We start from the raw sequence: 17032 nt of genomic DNA, 5'->3' as shown, positions 1-17032 counted from the left end.
CCGCTTTCGCCCTTACTGCCGCCTTTTCCCATAAGGGAAAAGGCGCAGCGCGTTGAGGGACAGAGGTAAGGTCTGGTTATTTTGAATCGGACTTGTATTCGTACTCGTAGTAGCCGTAATCCTGGTAGCCGGTCGCGCGGCGGAAAATCGAGTTCAGGATCACGCCTTTCACCTGAATGCCGTTTTGCTCGAAGCGGCTCAGGCTGGTCTGGATCTCTTTGAGCGTATTCACCGCGTAACGCGCCACCATCAGCGTGGTGCCGGCGTGACGACCCACGACTGCCGCATCCGTTACCGCGAGGATCGGCGGGGTATCGATCAGCACCAGGTCGTAGTGGCTGCTGGCCCATTTCACCAGTTGACTAAAGCGTTCGCTCATCAGCAGTTCAGATGGGTTTGGCGGCACCTGACCGCGCGGCACCAGGTCAAAGTTGCTGATAGAAGTTGGCTTCGCGCAACTCTCGATAGCCCCCTTCCCGGCCAGCACTTCGGACAAGCCATTTACGTTGTCGGTGCCCAGCAGTTCATGGGTGTAACCTTTGCGCATGTCGCAGTCGATCAGCAGTACGCGTTTATTGGTCTGGCTAATCACCGCCGCCAGGTTGGCGCAGACAAAGGTTTTACCGATTGACGGGCTAACCCCGGTCATCATCAACACATTGTTATTGGCCTGCATCATGGCGAAGTGCAGGCTGGTACGCAGGCTGCGCACCGCTTCGATGGCCAGATCCGTTGGGTTGCCCACCGCCAGCAACTGGCTCTGCTTATAGCGTTTAACCCCTTTGATGGTTTTGACGCTATCCCGCGCTTTTTGCCACTCCGACAGTGGAATGCTGGCGTAGACGCTGATGCCCTGCTCTTCGAGCACTTGCGGGCTTTCGATACCGCGGTTAAACAGCGAGCGCAGCAGCACGCCGACTACCGAAACAATCAGGCCCAGGATAATGCTGCCAAGAATGATCAGCGCTTTCTTCGGCTTCAGCACGCCCGGTTGTGCAATGGCCGGGTCGACAATACGCACATCGCCAACGGTACTCGCCTGGGTGATACGCAGCTCCTGCTGTTTATTCAACAACTGCATATAAACCTGCTGGCCTGATTCGACATCGCGCGTCAGGCGAACAATCTCCTGCTGCGTTTCCGGCATCGCGGTGATGCGATCGTTCAGCTTCGCTTTCTCATCTTCCAGCGCTTTACGTTTTTCCAGCAACGTGCGGTAAGCCGGGTGAACTTTGGTATAAAGTTTGGAGATTTCCGCTTCACGGAAGGTCAGTTCGTTCAACTGCGCATCGATGTTGACCATCGAATCGAGTACCGATTTCGCTTCCAGCGGCAAGTCGACGGAGTCTTTGCGCTGACGGTAGGTGTTGAGTTTTTCCTCGGCCTCATCGAGGTTTTTGCGTACTTCCGGCAGTTGCTTATCGAGGAAGACCAGGCTTTTGGCCGCTTCTTCGGATTTGCGCTCAATGTTCTGCTCAAGATAGTTGCGCGTGATGCTGTCCAGAATGGCGCGGATCTGATCGCGGTCTTCGCCGGTATAGGTGAGGCTCAGCACGCCGGTGTCTTTACCGTTCTCGGTTACCGTCAGGTTGTTTTGCAGATTGTTAATCATGCCAAGCGTAGAAAACTTGGTCACGGTGAACTCGCTGTCATTTGAGGCCTGAATGGCGCTCACCATCATGGTGACGCCTTGCTTGCTGAGCTGTTGCCCCACTTCGCCGCGCGCTTCAAAACCGCCGTCGCTGCTTAACAGATACTGTTTCGGGCTGAGCACTTTTAATGTGAAAGTCTGCTCGTTCATGCCTTTTGGCAGCGTGAACGTGGTGACTTTCACCGTCTCGTTCTGCCGCCCCATCAGGCGATCCCACCCTGCCCCAAACAGCGGAAAGGTGTTTTTCACCACGGAGATATCCAGATCGAGATCGTCAACGGTTTTACCCAGCACCAGGCGTGACTGAATAAGCTGGATTTCCGCGTCCGACGCCGGTGGCTTGTTCGACAGCGCGCTGTTCAGATCCTGCACCAGCGAACTTCCGGTGTTCTGCTCGATTTGCACCAGCGCATCGGCGCTGTAAATAGGGGTGGCGAACAGGCAGTAGACCACAGCAATCAGTGCGAAGACCGAGGTGATGCCCAGCACCCACCAGCGAGCCTCAATGATTGTGCCGAGCAAACGGCCAATATCGATTTCGTCGTTGCCCACCGCCGGGGCAGCAGAATGCGAATGGTGTGTTTTCTCTGTCATTATTATCCCTGCTGAGCTTGCAATGCCTGCGCCCAATGGCGGGCAGACTGGTCAAGTAAGGTGTAAATAGCTTCAAAAGCTTCACGACTTTTGCGATACGGGTCGGGGATCTCCCGCTCGTTATCCCAGTGGCCAAATAACATGACCTTTCCACGCATTTCCGGGGCAATCTCGCACAGGCGAGCAATATGACGTTTTTCCATCACCAGAATCAGGTCGTATTCGCGGCACATTTTTCCGGTAATTTGTCGCGCGCAATGCCCTTCCAGAGAGAGTTGATGATCCGCCGCCACGCTCACGGCGTTGGCGTCCGCGCTACGTCCAACCAGCGCGCCCAGCCCGGCTGAGTCCACCGTTAAAGCGGGCTGGTATTTTTTCAGCAGCCGTTCTGCCGTGGGGGAACGGCAAATGTTCCCCACGCATACCACCAGAATTTTGTTGAACATAGTCATTGCAGATTTTGGATGTCGTTGGCCGTGTTGGTCATGTAGCGAACGCCACTGATTGTCGGCAGCAACTGGTTGATAAGACGGTTCCAACGCGCAACCGGTGCGGTCGTGACATACACCACGTCATACGGCTGGAGACGGAAGTTCGTTGCCATAACCAGCGACGTGGCATCCGACATGTCGAGCTGGTAAATGTTGGCGATCTTGTTGCCACGGCCACTTTCGTTGCCTTTGAGCGGACGAATAACAAAAATGCCGCTGGCGTTGGAGGTGGTCAGATCGATACCTTCGGCCTGGCCGAGCGCTTCGGTCAGCGTCATACCGCTGAAGTCCATTTTGAGCGTGCTCTGTTTTTTCACTTCGCCCATCACGAACACTTTCAGATCGTCATTGCGCGGAACAAACAGAATGTCGCCGGGGTAGAGCAAACGGTTCTGGCTGAGATCGCCGTTTTGCATCAGCGCCTGCAGCGAAATACGTTGTTCCTGGCCCTGGTGTGTCAGCACGACGTTGCGCCAATCTGCGCTGTCGGTCAGACCACCCGCGGCGTTGATCGCATCAAGTACGGTAAGCGGTACGTTGGTGATCGCCTGCTGACCCGATTTCGCTACCTGACCGGAGATATAGGCTTTTTGTGAGCGGAACGCGGCGATATTAACGTCCACCTGCGGGTCAGCAATATAGGTCGCTAAACGGCTGGTAATATCACTACGGATCTCATTCAGCGTCTTACCGGCGACGTGAATCTTACCGACGTACGGATAGAACATGGTGCCATCGGGTTGTACCCAGTTACCGGCATCGCTCGAACTACGATACTGACCGGCTGGCGTGGTGAGTTCCGGGTGATCCCACACGGTTACGTTCAGCACATCCCCTGGGCCAACGCGGTACTGGTAGGCGGAAATCTCCTGATCCAGTGACATATTCGGTTGAGCAACATTGGTGCGCGGGCGCAATTGTTCAATCAGACGTGGGGTTAATGGATAGACATTCACCATACGGTCTATATCAAAATCAGCATCCTGCTGTTTAATCACATCCTTTCCCATCGTAGACATATTGCTCCCGGGGAAGACGGTGCAGCCACTCATCAAGCTAATGGACACCAATAATGGCATCAATTTCGTTTTAGATTTCATCATTGATTAATTATCACTTTGGCAGAGTAATTATCCTGTGCGATTTAAATAAGCGCTCAAGCTGTACACAGATTCAGAATGCAGTTAATTCTTGAGAAATATAACTGGCATCAGTCCTAAAAAGCGTTTATTCAACCACATGCGATTACAGAATAATCCAGGCTGATTGACATACCCGCAGGCACGCTACCGCCCCTGGCTTTCAGTTACCAATTCACTGATTGACGCTAAGTCATTGATAGTCATCCATTACATCCTCTTTCTGGTGGCGCTATTTACCAACCAGATAAAATACGGCAGGTACCGGCTTTCGCACTGATTAACAATGCTGAAAATAAACACGCTGGTATATTTGAACGATGCTGGAGGAATTGTTGCAGCTAAGCGAATAGCAGGCAAGGCGACATTCAGAGATAAACATCTTTTTAAGAATAATATTAAGACCAAAAATTTAGCTTTTTAGGATTTACCGCATATTGACAAAAAACCGAGCTGATATTAGCGATGCGACTTTTCCTATTTTCCATATTTAAATAGTTATAATTAATCACAGAAACAATAAGGAAATAACATTTAAAGCGTTTTAAATAACCACCTAAAATAAGATAAATCGCAGGCTAACATTGCAATTTATCTCAGCTTTATCCATGATCGCATTGTGACAATTGTCATATCACATAAGGTGTTACGTTAACGATGGAATGGATTGCCGATCCGTCAATCTGGGCTGGTCTGGTCACGCTGGTCGTGATTGAACTGGTGCTTGGTATTGATAACCTGGTTTTTATTGCAATTCTCGCCGAGAAATTGCCACCGGCGCAGCGTGACCGCGCGCGCGTCACCGGTCTGATACTCGCCATGCTGATGCGCCTGCTGTTGCTGGCCTCAATTTCCTGGCTGGTCACACTGACCCAACCTTTATTTACCATACGCGGCCTCAGTTTCAGTGCCCGCGATTTAATTATGTTAGTGGGCGGGCTGTTCCTGTTGTTTAAAGCAACGGTTGAACTCAACGAACGCCTCGAAGGGAAAGACAGCGACAACCCCACGCAGCGGCGCGGCGCGAAATTCTGGGCCGTGGTAACGCAGATTGTTGTGCTGGACGCGGTGTTCTCACTGGATTCCGTGATCACGGCCGTAGGGATGGTTGATCACCTGGCCGTGATGATGGCGGCGGTGGTTATCGCCATTTCGCTGATGCTGCTGGCGAGTAAATCCCTCACCCGCTTCGTCAATAACCATCCTACGATTGTTATTCTGTGTCTCAGCTTCCTGCTGATGATCGGTTTTAGCCTGGTGGCAGACGGGTTTGGTTTCCATATACCGAAAGGTTACCTGTACGCCGCGATTGGTTTCTCGGTAATGATTGAAGCGCTGAACCAGCTGGCTATCTTCAACCGCCGCCGTTTTCTGTTCGCCAACCGCACGCTGCGCCAGCGCACCACCGAAACGGTCATGCGTTTGCTGAGCGGACGTAAAGAAGAAGCGGAGCTGGATGCCGATGCCGCCTCAATGCTGCGCGACGGCGACGATGGTCAGATTTTCAACCCGCAGGAGCGGCGGATGATTGAGCGCGTGCTGAATCTTAATCAGCGTACAGTGAGCAGCATCATGACGTCGCGTCACGATATTGAACATATTGATCTGAGCGCGCCGGAAGCTGAAGTCCGCGCATTGCTGGATAAAAACCAGCATACGCGTGTGGTTGTCACCGGTGGCGAAGAGGATGACACCCTGCTGGGCGTGGTGCATATCCTCGATCTGCTCCAGCAATCGTTACATGGCGAACCGCTCGATCTGCGCGTGCTGGTGCGTCAGCCGCTGGTGTTCCCGGAAGGATTACCGCTGTTGCAGGCACTGGAACAGTTCCGTAATGCTCGTACTCACTTTGCGTTTGTGGTGGATGAGTTTGGCTCCGTTGAAGGGGTGGTCACCTTAAGCGATGTGATGGAAACTATCGCCGGCAATTTGCCCAACGAAGTAGAAGAGATTGACGCGCGCCACGATATTCAGAAAAACAGTGACGGTAGCTGGACGGCAAACGGTCATATGCCGCTGGAAGATCTGGTTCAGTATGTCCCGCTGCCGCTCGACGATAAACGCGAATATCACACCATTGCCGGACTGCTGATGGAGTATTTGCAACGCATTCCACAGCCGGGAGAAGAGGTGCAGGTGGGTGATTACCTGCTAAAAACGCTGGATGTTGAAAGCCATCGGGTGCAAAAAGTGCAGCTTATTCCGCTTGGCAGCGACACTAATCTCGATTACGAAGTGTAAAACATGCCGGGGTTCGCCCCGGCTATTTCCCGCCTGCTTTCCTACGCTTTAACAACCGCAATACCACGCCGGGCAAACGGCTCCAGTGTGCGCGCATCGGTTTGCGCATCAACCACCAGCGTATTGATAAGCCCGATATCGCCGATCACCCACGGTGAGGCGGTGTTTAATTTTTCCGGTGAGGCCAGCACCACTGTCTCCGCCGCCCTTTGCGCCATGGCATGCTTGATACGCGACTCTTCGAAATCACCGGTGCTTAAACCCGCCTCAACGTGCACGCCGGTCACTCCCATAAAAAAAAGATCGGCGCGCACGCGAGCAATTCCCTCCAGCGCCGCCGCGCCGACATTGACGATAGAGTGTTTATAAAGCTGGCCGCCAATCATCACCACATTAATAAATGGATGTTGTGCCAGCCCGACAGCGATACCTGGGCTGTGGGTGACGACGGTAATGCGCAGATCTTCAGGGAAAAAGCGGATTAACTCACTGGTGGTGGTGCCACCATCAATCATCACCACTTGCCCGGGCGATACCAGCTCAGCCCCTTTCTGCGCGATCCGCCGCTTGGCATCCAATTGCAATGTTTGTCGCTCGGAAAACGTGACCACCGCAGCCGATGCCGGTAACGCGCCGCCGTGAACCCGCTGCAAACGCCCTTCAGCCGCCAGTTCGCGCAAGTCGCGGCGCACGGTATCTTCTGAAATGCCGAATTGCTCACTGAGATTTTTTGACAGCACCTGCCCCTCTTCAGCGAGGCGGGCAAGGATCAGTTGTTTGCGTTGTGAGGTCAGCATGAGGTGCTCCTGATTGCACGAAATTACTTGTTAATGCACGAAAATGCACGATAAGATGCAATCTTACGTCCTGAGGAGCCAATATGCCATCTGAAAATGCACAAGTACGCATTGTTGCGACCAAACCCTTATCCGAAGACTGGGGCAAACTGACGAAGTACACCTTTGATTTTCGCCGCAGAGACGGTGAATGGCAGCGCCAGAGCCGCGAAGTTTACGATCGCGGCAACGGCGCGGTGATCCTGCTGTATAACGCGAGCAAACGCAGCGTGATCCTCACCCGGCAGTTTCGTTTGCCGCTGTTCGTTAACCAGCACAGCGGCTTTTTACTGGAAGCGGCAGCCGGTTTACTGGATGAACTTGCCGCGGAAGCGCGTATAAAACAGGAAGCAGAAGAGGAAACCGGTTATCGGCTTGAGCAGGTGCAAAAGGTGTTTGAAGCGTGGATGAGCCCCGGTTCGGTCAGCGAAAAATTGCACTTTTTTATCGCCGAATATGATGACAGCCGCCGCATCGGTGATGGCGGCGGTTTAGCAGAGGAAGGCGAGGATATCGAAGTCGTGGAGATGGATTTCGCCGCGGCACTGGCGGCTATCCGCAGCGGTGAGATTGCTGACGGCAAAACCATTATGCTGTTACAGCACCTGGCGCTGGCAGGCATTTTGTAAATTGCTTTGCCGGGTGGCGGCGCGTCCACCCGGCAAACTGTCTCGCTTACATCTTCTCGAGCAGTTTTTTCACATCTTTGCCGCTCTGGCGATCTTTATTGCGATCCGCCCAGTCATTTAACCGGCGTTTCGCTTCATCCTGCAGATGTTTACGCAGCAATTGATCCACTTGCAGGCTGTAGTTGAGCGCCTGCCATTTACCGTATACGCGCAGTGGAACCGGGGTATTTTTCAGGAAATCGATAAGCTCGCTCTGCCCTTTCCAGCCTTCCATGACACGCACTTCAAAGCGGGTATCGGCCTGCTCTTTCAGCAGATCCATTTCGCCTTCCCCGGTAAGCGACAGCAGCGCAGAACTGCCCTGCATATCACTGAATTTCATCAACCCTTTATCCAGCGACACATCACTGGTGAAGCTATCAAGGCGCGTGGCGTTATCGTAGTTTTCCTGCGCCTGTACATCGCTGCTGCGCGCCACGGCCTGCTGCACCAGTTGCTGGAAGTTGAGCCCTTCCATACGACTGTTTTTCAAATCGACGTGCGCCTCACCCTGCCAGTGGCGGCGGAAATCCTCGGCATCAATATTTGGCCCGGAGAAATCCCCCGCCATGCTCAGGCTGCCCGTCAGGGCAATCGGGTAATTAAAGGCTTTCAGGATGGTGCCAATTTCAACGTTATCCAGTTTTGGCTGGAAGGTCGCAAGGGAGCCCTCACCGCGCACATCCAGCTCGCCAGGTAGCGAGATCTCTCCGTTGCCCATTTTGCCTTGCAAGGTGGGAATCGACAGCAAACCGGCATTATTGTTGAATTGCCCCACCACATCCGCAAACTGCATACCGCGCCAGCGCACGCTTTTCGCACGAATGCCAATCTGTGCGGTAAAACTGCGTAACCCGTTGTACTCCGGCGCATCCAGACTGGTGGAGATAACCGGGCGCGGCAGGCGGTTTTGCGCCTGCCCTTGCTGCTGCGGCGAACCGCTGTTATCGGCGGTCTGCTCCGGCGGTAACAAATTATCAAGGTTGAGAGAATCAAACTGTAAATCGAGCGCCCACACCGGCAGGTTGCCAAACGTCACGCTGCCGTTACCGGTAAGCGCGGTGTCGTTCGCGCGCAGGCTCAGATCATTGAGCGTCAGGCGTTGCTGCGCACGTTGCCACTGCGCCTGTAAGCGCCCTTCCCCTTCGATTCCCTGCGTCGGGACATCGCCGCCCTGCAATTGCCATTTCAGGTTATCAACAGCGGCGGTGAGGTTATGCGGATAGTCGCGGGCATCAACTTGCGCGCTGAAAGAGAGGGTTAAATCACGTTGATTGCGGTTAATGCGCCCGGCGAAATCAAGCTTTGCCTGGTGCAACGAATCCTGCTCCATTTGCAGGCGAATATCGCGCACCGTCAGTTGTTCATCATCATCGTGCTGGAATACCAGCAGGCTATCAACCACTTGCAGGCTGGCAATATCCCATGACCAGCCGCGATCCCCTTCCACCTGCGGCAGGTTGTTTTCACGCGGTGCCACGGGAGCGCCTTTTTGCGGCGCAGCGGCGCTTTGCGGCGTTAACTGGATAACCGCGCCTTTCAGCATCACCTGTTTGACGTGTAACTGGTGCGAAAGCAGCGGCCAGAGATTCACGTCAAGGCGCATATTGTCGGCTGCGACCACCGGCGTCTGCGCACCGGGAGCGGTTAAGGTCATCCGCCCTGAGAGAATGCTAAGCTGCGGCCAGACATGCCAGCGCAGCGGGCCATCAAGCTGCAATTGATAACCGCTACGGGCTTCAACCTGACGCACCATATAAGCGCGAAAATCGTTGGGATTGACCAGCAGTACCAGCGCCGAAAGGCCGGCTACCAGCACGACCAACAGGATCATCAGCGTGGTTAACACTCTTCTCATGGCGTCCTCAGTAGGTCTACTTCACTCAGTCTTTATCAATACGGCTGGCGACCGCGCCTTGCTGATCACGATATTTCGCATCTTCACGGCGGTTATAAGGACGTTCTGCCGGGCCGGAGAGCGGCTCGAAGCTCAACGCGCCAATCAACATGCCTGGACGCAATGCCAGCGGGAGTTTGCCTGAATTATAGAACTCCAGCACGATGCAACCGGACCAGCCGGGATCGATACGGTGCGCGGTAACGTGCACCATCAGACCCAGACGCGCCAGCGAAGAGCGGCCATCCAGCCAGCCGACCAAATCCGCAGGCAACGTGACGGACTCATACGTCACCGCCAGCGCCAGTTCCCCCGGGTGCAGGTAAAAAGCGTCGCCGTCTGCCAGCACAATTTCATCACTCATCACCCGGTCAAGCGCGGCGCTGACTTCATGTTTCGGGCCGCTGAGATCGATAAACGCCGCCGTGTGCCCGCTGAATGTGCGGAATTTGTTGCCCAGGCGGACATCAACCGTCGCACCGTTAATACGCTCAACCGGCGGGCGCGGGTTAATCGCGAGCCGACCGTCGTTCAACCAGGCTTCAATATCTCGGTCACAAAGACGCATGGCACATTCTCCTTTTGATGCGGCATACCCCTGAGCGCGCCTCAGGGGTCGGACAAATTAATACGAACGGTGACAGCCTAACATTATTACTCAAAGAATTGGCTGATTTTGGCTTTCAGAATATCAATGGCGATGCGGTTTTTACCGCCGCGCGGCACGATAATATCGGCGTACTGTTTGGAGGGTTCAATAAACTGCAGGAACATTGGACGCACGGTTTTTTGGTATTGTGCCATGACCGAATCCATTGAACGGCCACGCTCGTTAACGTCACGTTTAATACGGCGCATCAGGCAGATATCCAGCGGCGTATCGACGAAAATAGAGAAGTTCATTGCATCGCGCAGGCGTGAATCGGTCAGCAGCAGGATCCCTTCCAGAATGATGACTTTTTTGGCTTCAATGCGAATGGTTTCTTGCGTACGGGTATGTTCTACGTAGCTATAAACCGGTAACTCAATGGCTTCGCCGCGTTTAAGTGATTCTAAATGCTGGAATAACAGGCTGTGATCCATCGCGCTCGGATGGTCATAGTTGGTTTTAACACGTTCTTCCATCGACAGATGGCTTTGATCTTTGTAGTAACTGTCTTCGGGAATAACGCCAATATGTTCATCACCTACCTGTTCGCGCAGTTCGCGGTAAAGCGTGCTGGCAATAAGGCTTTTACCTGAAGCGGATGCGCCGGCGATGCCGATAATGACGCACTGATGAGACTGATCAGTCATAAATTTAGCGACCTGATAACCTGGATGTAAAGGAAGGGCGACGCCAGAGCGTCAAACGCCGCAATTATAGGGATTTCACCGTCACGATACCAGTCGAATAGACACGGGATTCAGGTGTGCTAAAAAGTCGCCATTTTTTACCCGCAAAACGCATTATTCGCAAAGCAAACCGCTCAAAAATGGAGCGCGATACGCGTTTTATTCATCCACTAAGTAATTAATAACACTATGATGTCAAATTATGAGCGCCCGGCATAGGAATTGTAAATTGTTTGTACTAGCATAATCCAAATTTCAAATTTCATTCGTCGGACTCTGTTCCGGACGGCACAGGGCTTGCGGATTAAGCGGTAATGAAGAAACAACACCAGCGCGTTTTGGTTACCACACCCTATCCTGGACTGCGGCTCCTCAGTTTAGGCTTACTCTCTTTTATCTTTACCCTGTTCTCGCTGGAATTGATCCGTTTTGGTACCGTCATTGCCCCGCTCTGGTTTCCCACCGCGATCATGACCGTGGCGTTTTACCGCCACGCGGGCAAGATGTGGCCCGGCATCGCCTTTGCCTGCGCGCTGGGCAATGTTGCCGCTACCGTGCTGCTTTTTTCCGTTTCTTTTGTCGATCTGCGCTATACCGCCGTCAATATTGTTGAAGCGGCCGTTGGCGCGGTACTGCTGCGTAAACTGCTGCCCTGGTATAACCCGCTGCAAAATCTGGGCGACTGGATCCGCCTTGCCATTGGCAGCGCAGTGGTTCCGCCGCTGGTCGGCGGTGCGCTGATCTGTTTGCTGGTACCGCCAGAAAATGTTTTGCGTACCTTTATTATTTGGGTGTTGTCAGAATCCATTGGCGCGCTGGCGCTGGTGCCGCTTGGGCTGTTATTCAAACCGCACTATCTGCTGCGCCATCGCAAACCGCAATTACTGCTGGAAACGCTGGCGACGCTTGCCATTACGCTGACGCTCAGCTGGCTGTCGCTGCACTATTTACCGTGGCCATTTACCGCCGTCATTGTGTTGTTGATGTGGAGTGCGGTTCGTCTGCCGCGCATGGAAGCGTTTCTGGTGTTTCTGATCACCGTCATGATGGTGTCGTTGATTATCGCGCGGGAACCGAACCTGATTATCGCGCCGAAAAGCGGCGTAATGACCAACGCGCCCTGGCTGCCATTTTTGATGATCCTGCTGCCGGTTAACGTGATGACTATGGTGATGTACGCCTTTCGCGCCGAACGTAAGCACATTACCGAAAGCGAAGAACGTTTTCGTAACGCCATGGAATATTCCGCCATTGGTATGGCGTTAGTCGGCACCGATGGGCAGTGGCTGCAGGCTAACAAAGCGCTGTGCCAGTTTCTGGGTTACAGCCAGGATGAACTGCGTTTAATGAACTTTCAGCAACTCACCTGGCCGGAAGATTTACAAAAAGACCTCGAACTGCTTGATCAACTGATTCGCGGCGACATTCCTACCTACTCGCTGGAAAAGCGCTATTACACACGTAATGGCAATCTGGTCTGGGGGCTACTGGCCGTTTCCGTCGTGCACCATGCCGATGGCACCCCGCTCTATTTCATTGCCCAGATAGAAGATATTAACGACCTGAAGCAGACCGAGTGGGTGAACAAGCGCCTGATGGAGCGCATTACCCTTGCGAACGAAGCAGGTGGTATCGGTATCTGGGAGTGGGAGCTGGAGCCAGACATCATCAGTTGGGATAAACGTATGTTTGAGATGTACGAAGTCCCTGCGCATATCAAACCAACCTGGCATCTGTGGTACGAACGCATTTTGCCGGAAGATCGTCCGGAAACCGAGCGCGTTATCCGCGATGCGCTGGCCGCCCGCGTCGCCTTCAAGCTGGAATTCAGAGTGCCGGTTAAAGAGGGGATTCGCCATATCCGCACCCTTGCCAACCGCGTGCTCAATAAGAACGGCGAAGTTGAGCGGCTGCTCGGCGTCAATATGGACATGACCGAGGTGAAACAGCTTAACGATGCGCTGTTCCAGGAAAAAGAGCGGCTGCACATTACGCTGGATTCCATCGGCGAAGCGGTGCTGTGTACCGATATCGATATGAAAGTCACCTTTATGAATCCGGTGGCGGAAAAAATGAGCGGCTGGCCACAGGAACAGGCCATTGGTCAGCCCTTGTTGACCGTGCTGCGCATCACCTTCGGCGATAACGGTCCGGTGATGGAAAACATTCATAGCGGCGATATGTCGCGTACCGCGATTGAGCAGGATGTGGTGCTGCACTGTCGCACCGGCGGCAGCTTCGATATCCACTACAGCGTCACGCCGTTAAGCACGCTGGACGGGCAAAATATCGGCTCGGTGCTGGTTATCCAGGATGTCACCGAGTCGCGCAAGATGCTGCGCCAGCTCAGCTACAGCGCCTCTCACGACGCCCTCACCCATCTGGCGAACCGCGTCAGTTTTGAAAACCATCTCAAGCGCCTGCTGGTGACCGTACAGGAGTTCCACCAGCGACACGCGCTGGTGTTTATCGATCTCGACCGCTTTAAAGCAGTAAATGACACAGCCGGGCATGCCGCAGGTGATGCCTTGTTACGTGAAATATCCTCACTGATGCTCAGCATGTTGCGCTCAACCGATATCCTCGCCCGTCTCGGCGGTGATGAGTTTGGCCTGCTGCTGCCGGACTGTAATGTCGAGAGCGCGCGCTATATTTCCGGGCGGATGATTGAAGCCATCAATGATTATCACTTTATGTGGGAAGGTCGCCTGCACCGCATCGGCGCCAGCGCCGGGATTACGATTATTGATGAGACCAATTACCAGGCATCAGACGTCATGTCGCAGGCGGATATCGCCTGTTACGCCTCCAAGAACAATGGTCGCGGCATTGTGACCGTCTACGAAGCGCAGCAAGGGCTGATGCAGCATGAGCGCAACATGATGTCGCTGGATGAGCAGTGGCACATGATCAAAGACAACCATTTGCTGATGATTGCGCGCGGTGTGGCCTCTCCGCGCGTGCCGGAGGCCTGCAATTTCTGGCTGCTGTCGCTGCGTCTGTGGACCAGCGAAGGGGAAGTGATGGAAGAGCATGCGTTCCGCTCTGGGTTGTCAGAACCGGAACTTATCCGCGCACTCGACAGACGGGTGTTTCACGAATTTTTCCGCAACCACACAACGGCCGTCGCCGGTAAAGGCCTTGGCGTCGCGCTGCCGCTTTCCGTCGTTGGGCTGGCAAGTCAGTCTCTGGTGACAGAACTGCTGCAAATGCTGGAAAGTGGGCCACTGCCGGGTCGTTTGCTGCATCTGATTATTCATGCCGATGCGCTGATGCGCGAAGGCAACACGATTAATGAGAATCTCAAACGCCTGCGCCATGCGGGTTGCCGCATTATTTTCAGCCATATTGGGCACGATCTGGAAGTGTTTAACCACCTTACACCGCATATGGCCGACTACCTGTTGCTGGAGCCTGAGTTAGTCACCAACGTCCACGGCAATCTGATGGACGAGATGATGGTAACCATTATTCAGGGCCACGCCCAGCGACTGGGCGTGAAGAGCATCGCTGGACCGACTCACCAGCCACTGATGATGGATACCCTGTCGGGAATTGGTATCGATTTGATCTACGGGGATATTATTTCGCAGGCGCAGCCGCTGGATTTGATGCTGAATACCAGTTATTTCGCCATCAACTGAATTGATGGAAATACAGACATTTCGCCGTCATGGAGGATAAATAAGGCGTTATTGTCGCAGCCAGTTTGGCCACGGCCAGCGCGGAAAAACCGGAGCGTACACGTAGTACGTGAGGATTTTGAGCACTGCCCGGGGGCAAAATGGCAAGAAAAATAGCCTTATTTCTCCTCCATCTCGGGCTGCCAGCCATCCGTATACCAGACATGCAACAACGCATATGAACGCCACGGCTGCCAGCGCGCCGCGTAACGGCGAATTTGCGCAGGCGTCATCCCGGCAAAACGCTGCTTAATAAGGTAATCATCCGGCAGGAAGACATCTTTCGCCTGCCAGCCACGCAGCGCGAAATAGTTCGCGGTCCAGCGCCCGATACCCGGCCAGGTTTGCAGCGCTTTCACCCCTTGTTCCACATCCGCGGGTGGGCTGAGCGGGAATGTACCGTCGCAAACTGTCTGCGCGAGAAAAATGAGCGACTCCGCGCGTTTTAACGGCATCCCCAGCGCTTTCAGTTCCTCCGGTTGTGCTTGTGCCAGTTGCTGCGGCGCGGGAAAACAAATCATTCCCGGCACGTCTGCCAGCGGTTCACCGAAGCGCTGCGCCACTTTTGCTGTCAGTTTCGCTGCCATCGCCACACTTACCAGCTGCCCCAAAATCGCCCGCACCGCCTGCTCAAACGGGTCCATGCTGCCCGGCAAACGCAAACCGGGACGCGCCGCACCAAGTGAGCCCAGCGCCGTGTTCACCCTTTCTGCGTTGCAATCCAGATCAAACAAACCACGCAGGCGCGCCAGGCAGTGTTCAGCCACTGGCACAAGCCCATCGCTGATCGTGACCTTCAGCGTCGTCGTGGCGAAGTCAGGCTCGGCGGTGATTAACCCGCGATGCCCGTGGTAATGGTAAGTGCGCACATAACGCGTTGCGCTAATCTCCTCCACGCCCGCCACGGCGCGCGCGCGTAAAAAATCAAACATCCACGCCCAGTCATACGGCTTGCGCCAGTGCAGTGTGTACATAGCAACTCCTGAATAGTGACGCTAACAGCATAACAAACCGGGGATTTTCCGCCTTGCTTTCATATTCCGGTTGTCGCCCGCCACGCATTCGGCTAAAGTCGCCCCCCTTCTTCACTGGCATGGGGATAAACACGTGTTTGTTGGTTTTGACTACGGTACGGCAAACTGCTCGGTCGCGGTGATGCGCGACGGCGCAGCGCAGCTGCTGAAAATGGAAAATAACAGTACTTTACTCCCGTCGATGCTCTGCGCACCGACGCGTGAAGCGGTCAGCGAGTGGCTCTATCGCCATCATCAGGTTCCGGCGACAGACGGCGAAACCCAGGCGCTGTTGCGCCGGGCGATGAGCTTTAACCGCGAGGAAGATATTGAGGTTAGCGCCGCCAGCGTACAGTTCGGGCTGGCGTCATTGCGTCAATACGTCAGCGATCCGGAAGAGGTGTACTTTGTTAAATCACCGAAATCCTTCCTGGGCGCCAGCGGCCTGAAACCGCAGCAAATCGCCCTGTTTGAAGACCTGGTGTGCGCCATGATGCTGCATATTCGCCAGCAGGCGGAAACGCAATTGCCGGAAGGTATTGATCAAGCGGTGATTGGCCGCCCGATTAACTTCCAGGGGCTTGGCGGCGATGAAGCCAACGCGCAGGCGCAAGGTATTCTTGAGCGCGCCGCGAAACGCGCCGGGTTCCGTGATGTGGTGTTCCAGTTCGAACCGGTCGCCGCCGGGCTCGATTTTGAAGCCACGCTGAGTGCGGAAAAACGGGTACTGGTGGTGGATATCGGCGGCGGTACGACCGACTGCTCATTATTGCTGATGGGGCCGCAATGGCGCGATAAGCAAGAGCGCGCCGCCAGTCTGTTAGGGCATAGCGGCTGCCGCGTTGGCGGTAACGATTTAGATATCGCGCTGGCATTCAAAAGTCTGATGCCACTGCTCGGGATGGGCGGTCAGACAGAAAAAGGTATCGCACTGCCGATCCTGCCCTGGTGGAATGCGGTAGCGATTAACGATGTTCCCGCGCAGACCGAGTTTTATAGCGCCGCCAATGGCCGCTTGCTGAACGATCTCCTGCGCGACGCCCGTGATGCAGAAAAAGTCGCCCTGCTGGTCAAAGTGTGGCGGCAACGCCTGAGCTACCGGCTGGTGCGCAGCGCTGAAGAGAGCAAAATCGCCCTTTCCGACGACACACAGGTTACCGCGCCCCTGCCCTTTATTAGCGATGACCTCGCGGCGGCAATTGACCAGGATGGCCTGGAAAGCGCGCTAAATCAGCCGCTGCAACGCATCCTTGAGCAGGTGCAACTGGCGCTGGAAAACAGTGCGGAAACACCGGAAGTGATTTATCTCACCGGTGGTAGTGCGCGTTCACCGCTGATTAAAAAAGCGCTGGCGCAAACCCTGCCGGGGATCCCGATTGCGGGCGGCGATGACTTTGGCTCCGTCACCGCCGGTCTTGCGCGTTGGGCGCAGACACTGTTTCGTTAAGATCTCGCCGGGAGGATCCTTCCCGGCATTATTTTCT

General features: G+C 54.5%; 12 protein-coding genes. 4 read left to right on the top strand and 8 right to left on the bottom strand.

Annotated features, from left to right (window positions below; translation table 11 throughout):
• Positions 1–76: 76 nt before the first annotated feature.
• The 3 genes from wzc to BN2591_RS01040 are packed head-to-tail and all read right to left on the bottom strand — an operon-like array spanning position 77 to position 3839.
• Positions 77–2245: a tyrosine-protein kinase Wzc gene (gene wzc / locus BN2591_RS01050; RefSeq protein ID WP_086868333.1), complete on the bottom strand. Its 2169-nt coding sequence runs from the start codon at positions 2243–2245 to the stop codon at positions 77–79.
• 2 nt (positions 2246–2247) lie between these two features.
• Positions 2248–2691, bottom strand: a complete 444-nt coding sequence (wzb, locus tag BN2591_RS01045) for a low molecular weight protein-tyrosine-phosphatase Wzb (RefSeq protein WP_086868331.1) — start codon at positions 2689–2691, stop codon at positions 2248–2250.
• Positions 2692–2693: 2 nt separating this feature from the next.
• Positions 2694–3839: a polysaccharide export protein gene (locus tag BN2591_RS01040; protein ID WP_086868329.1), complete on the bottom strand. Its 1146-nt coding sequence runs from the start codon at positions 3837–3839 to the stop codon at positions 2694–2696.
• Positions 3840–4532: 693 nt separating this feature from the next.
• On the opposite strand from BN2591_RS01040, the gene BN2591_RS01035 reads away from it, so the two are divergent.
• Positions 4533–6116: a TerC family protein gene (locus tag BN2591_RS01035; protein WP_086868327.1), complete on the top strand. Its 1584-nt coding sequence runs from the start codon at positions 4533–4535 to the stop codon at positions 6114–6116.
• A 41-nt stretch (positions 6117–6157) separates the two neighbouring features.
• On the opposite strand, the gene BN2591_RS01030 is transcribed toward BN2591_RS01035, so the two are convergent.
• Positions 6158–6913 carry a DeoR/GlpR family DNA-binding transcription regulator gene (locus BN2591_RS01030; protein ID WP_086868325.1) on the bottom strand — a complete coding sequence of 252 codons (756 nt, stop codon included), beginning with the start codon at positions 6911–6913 and terminating at the stop codon, positions 6158–6160.
• A gap of 83 nt (positions 6914–6996) precedes the next feature.
• On the opposite strand from BN2591_RS01030, the gene BN2591_RS01025 reads away from it, so the two are divergent.
• The gene (locus BN2591_RS01025) at positions 6997–7581 is read left to right on the top strand and encodes an NUDIX hydrolase (protein ID WP_086868323.1); all 585 of its coding nucleotides are present in this window, start codon (positions 6997–6999) and stop codon (positions 7579–7581) included.
• A 46-nt stretch (positions 7582–7627) separates the two neighbouring features.
• Here BN2591_RS01025 and asmA read toward each other — a convergent pair whose 3' ends face one another.
• The 3 genes from asmA to udk all read right to left on the bottom strand — a co-directional run bounded on the left by asmA (position 7628) and on the right by udk (position 10813).
• Positions 7628–9478 (bottom strand): outer membrane assembly protein AsmA, encoded by a 1851-nt coding sequence (asmA, locus tag BN2591_RS01020; protein WP_086868321.1) that lies wholly within the window; start codon positions 9476–9478, stop codon positions 7628–7630.
• A gap of 25 nt (positions 9479–9503) precedes the next feature.
• Positions 9504–10085, bottom strand: coding sequence for a dCTP deaminase (dcd, locus tag BN2591_RS01015; protein WP_086868319.1), 582 nt, complete (start codon positions 10083–10085; stop codon positions 9504–9506).
• Between the two features lie 86 nt (positions 10086–10171).
• Complete coding sequence (gene udk / locus BN2591_RS01010) at positions 10172–10813, bottom strand: uridine kinase (protein ID WP_017458502.1); 642 nt, start codon at positions 10811–10813, stop codon at positions 10172–10174.
• A 353-nt stretch (positions 10814–11166) separates the two neighbouring features.
• Between udk and BN2591_RS01005 the strand changes: the two genes are divergently transcribed.
• Complete coding sequence (locus tag BN2591_RS01005; protein WP_086868318.1) at positions 11167–14496, top strand: diguanylate cyclase; 3330 nt, start codon at positions 11167–11169, stop codon at positions 14494–14496.
• Between the two features lie 158 nt (positions 14497–14654).
• Here the strand turns inward: BN2591_RS01005 and alkA are convergent, their stop codons facing one another.
• Complete coding sequence (alkA, locus tag BN2591_RS00995) at positions 14655–15509, bottom strand: DNA-3-methyladenine glycosylase 2 (protein ID WP_086868312.1); 855 nt, start codon at positions 15507–15509, stop codon at positions 14655–14657.
• 133 nt (positions 15510–15642) lie between these two features.
• Between alkA and yegD the strand changes: the two genes are divergently transcribed.
• Positions 15643–16995, top strand: coding sequence for a molecular chaperone (yegD, locus tag BN2591_RS00985; protein ID WP_086868310.1), 1353 nt, complete (start codon positions 15643–15645; stop codon positions 16993–16995).
• Positions 16996–17032: the final 37 nt, after the last annotated feature.

The organism is Kosakonia pseudosacchari (genome assembly GCF_900184035.1).
Taxonomy (GTDB): Bacteria; Pseudomonadota; Gammaproteobacteria; order Enterobacterales; family Enterobacteriaceae; genus Kosakonia; species Kosakonia pseudosacchari.
This window is presented reverse-complemented; position numbering and strand designations above follow the sequence as displayed.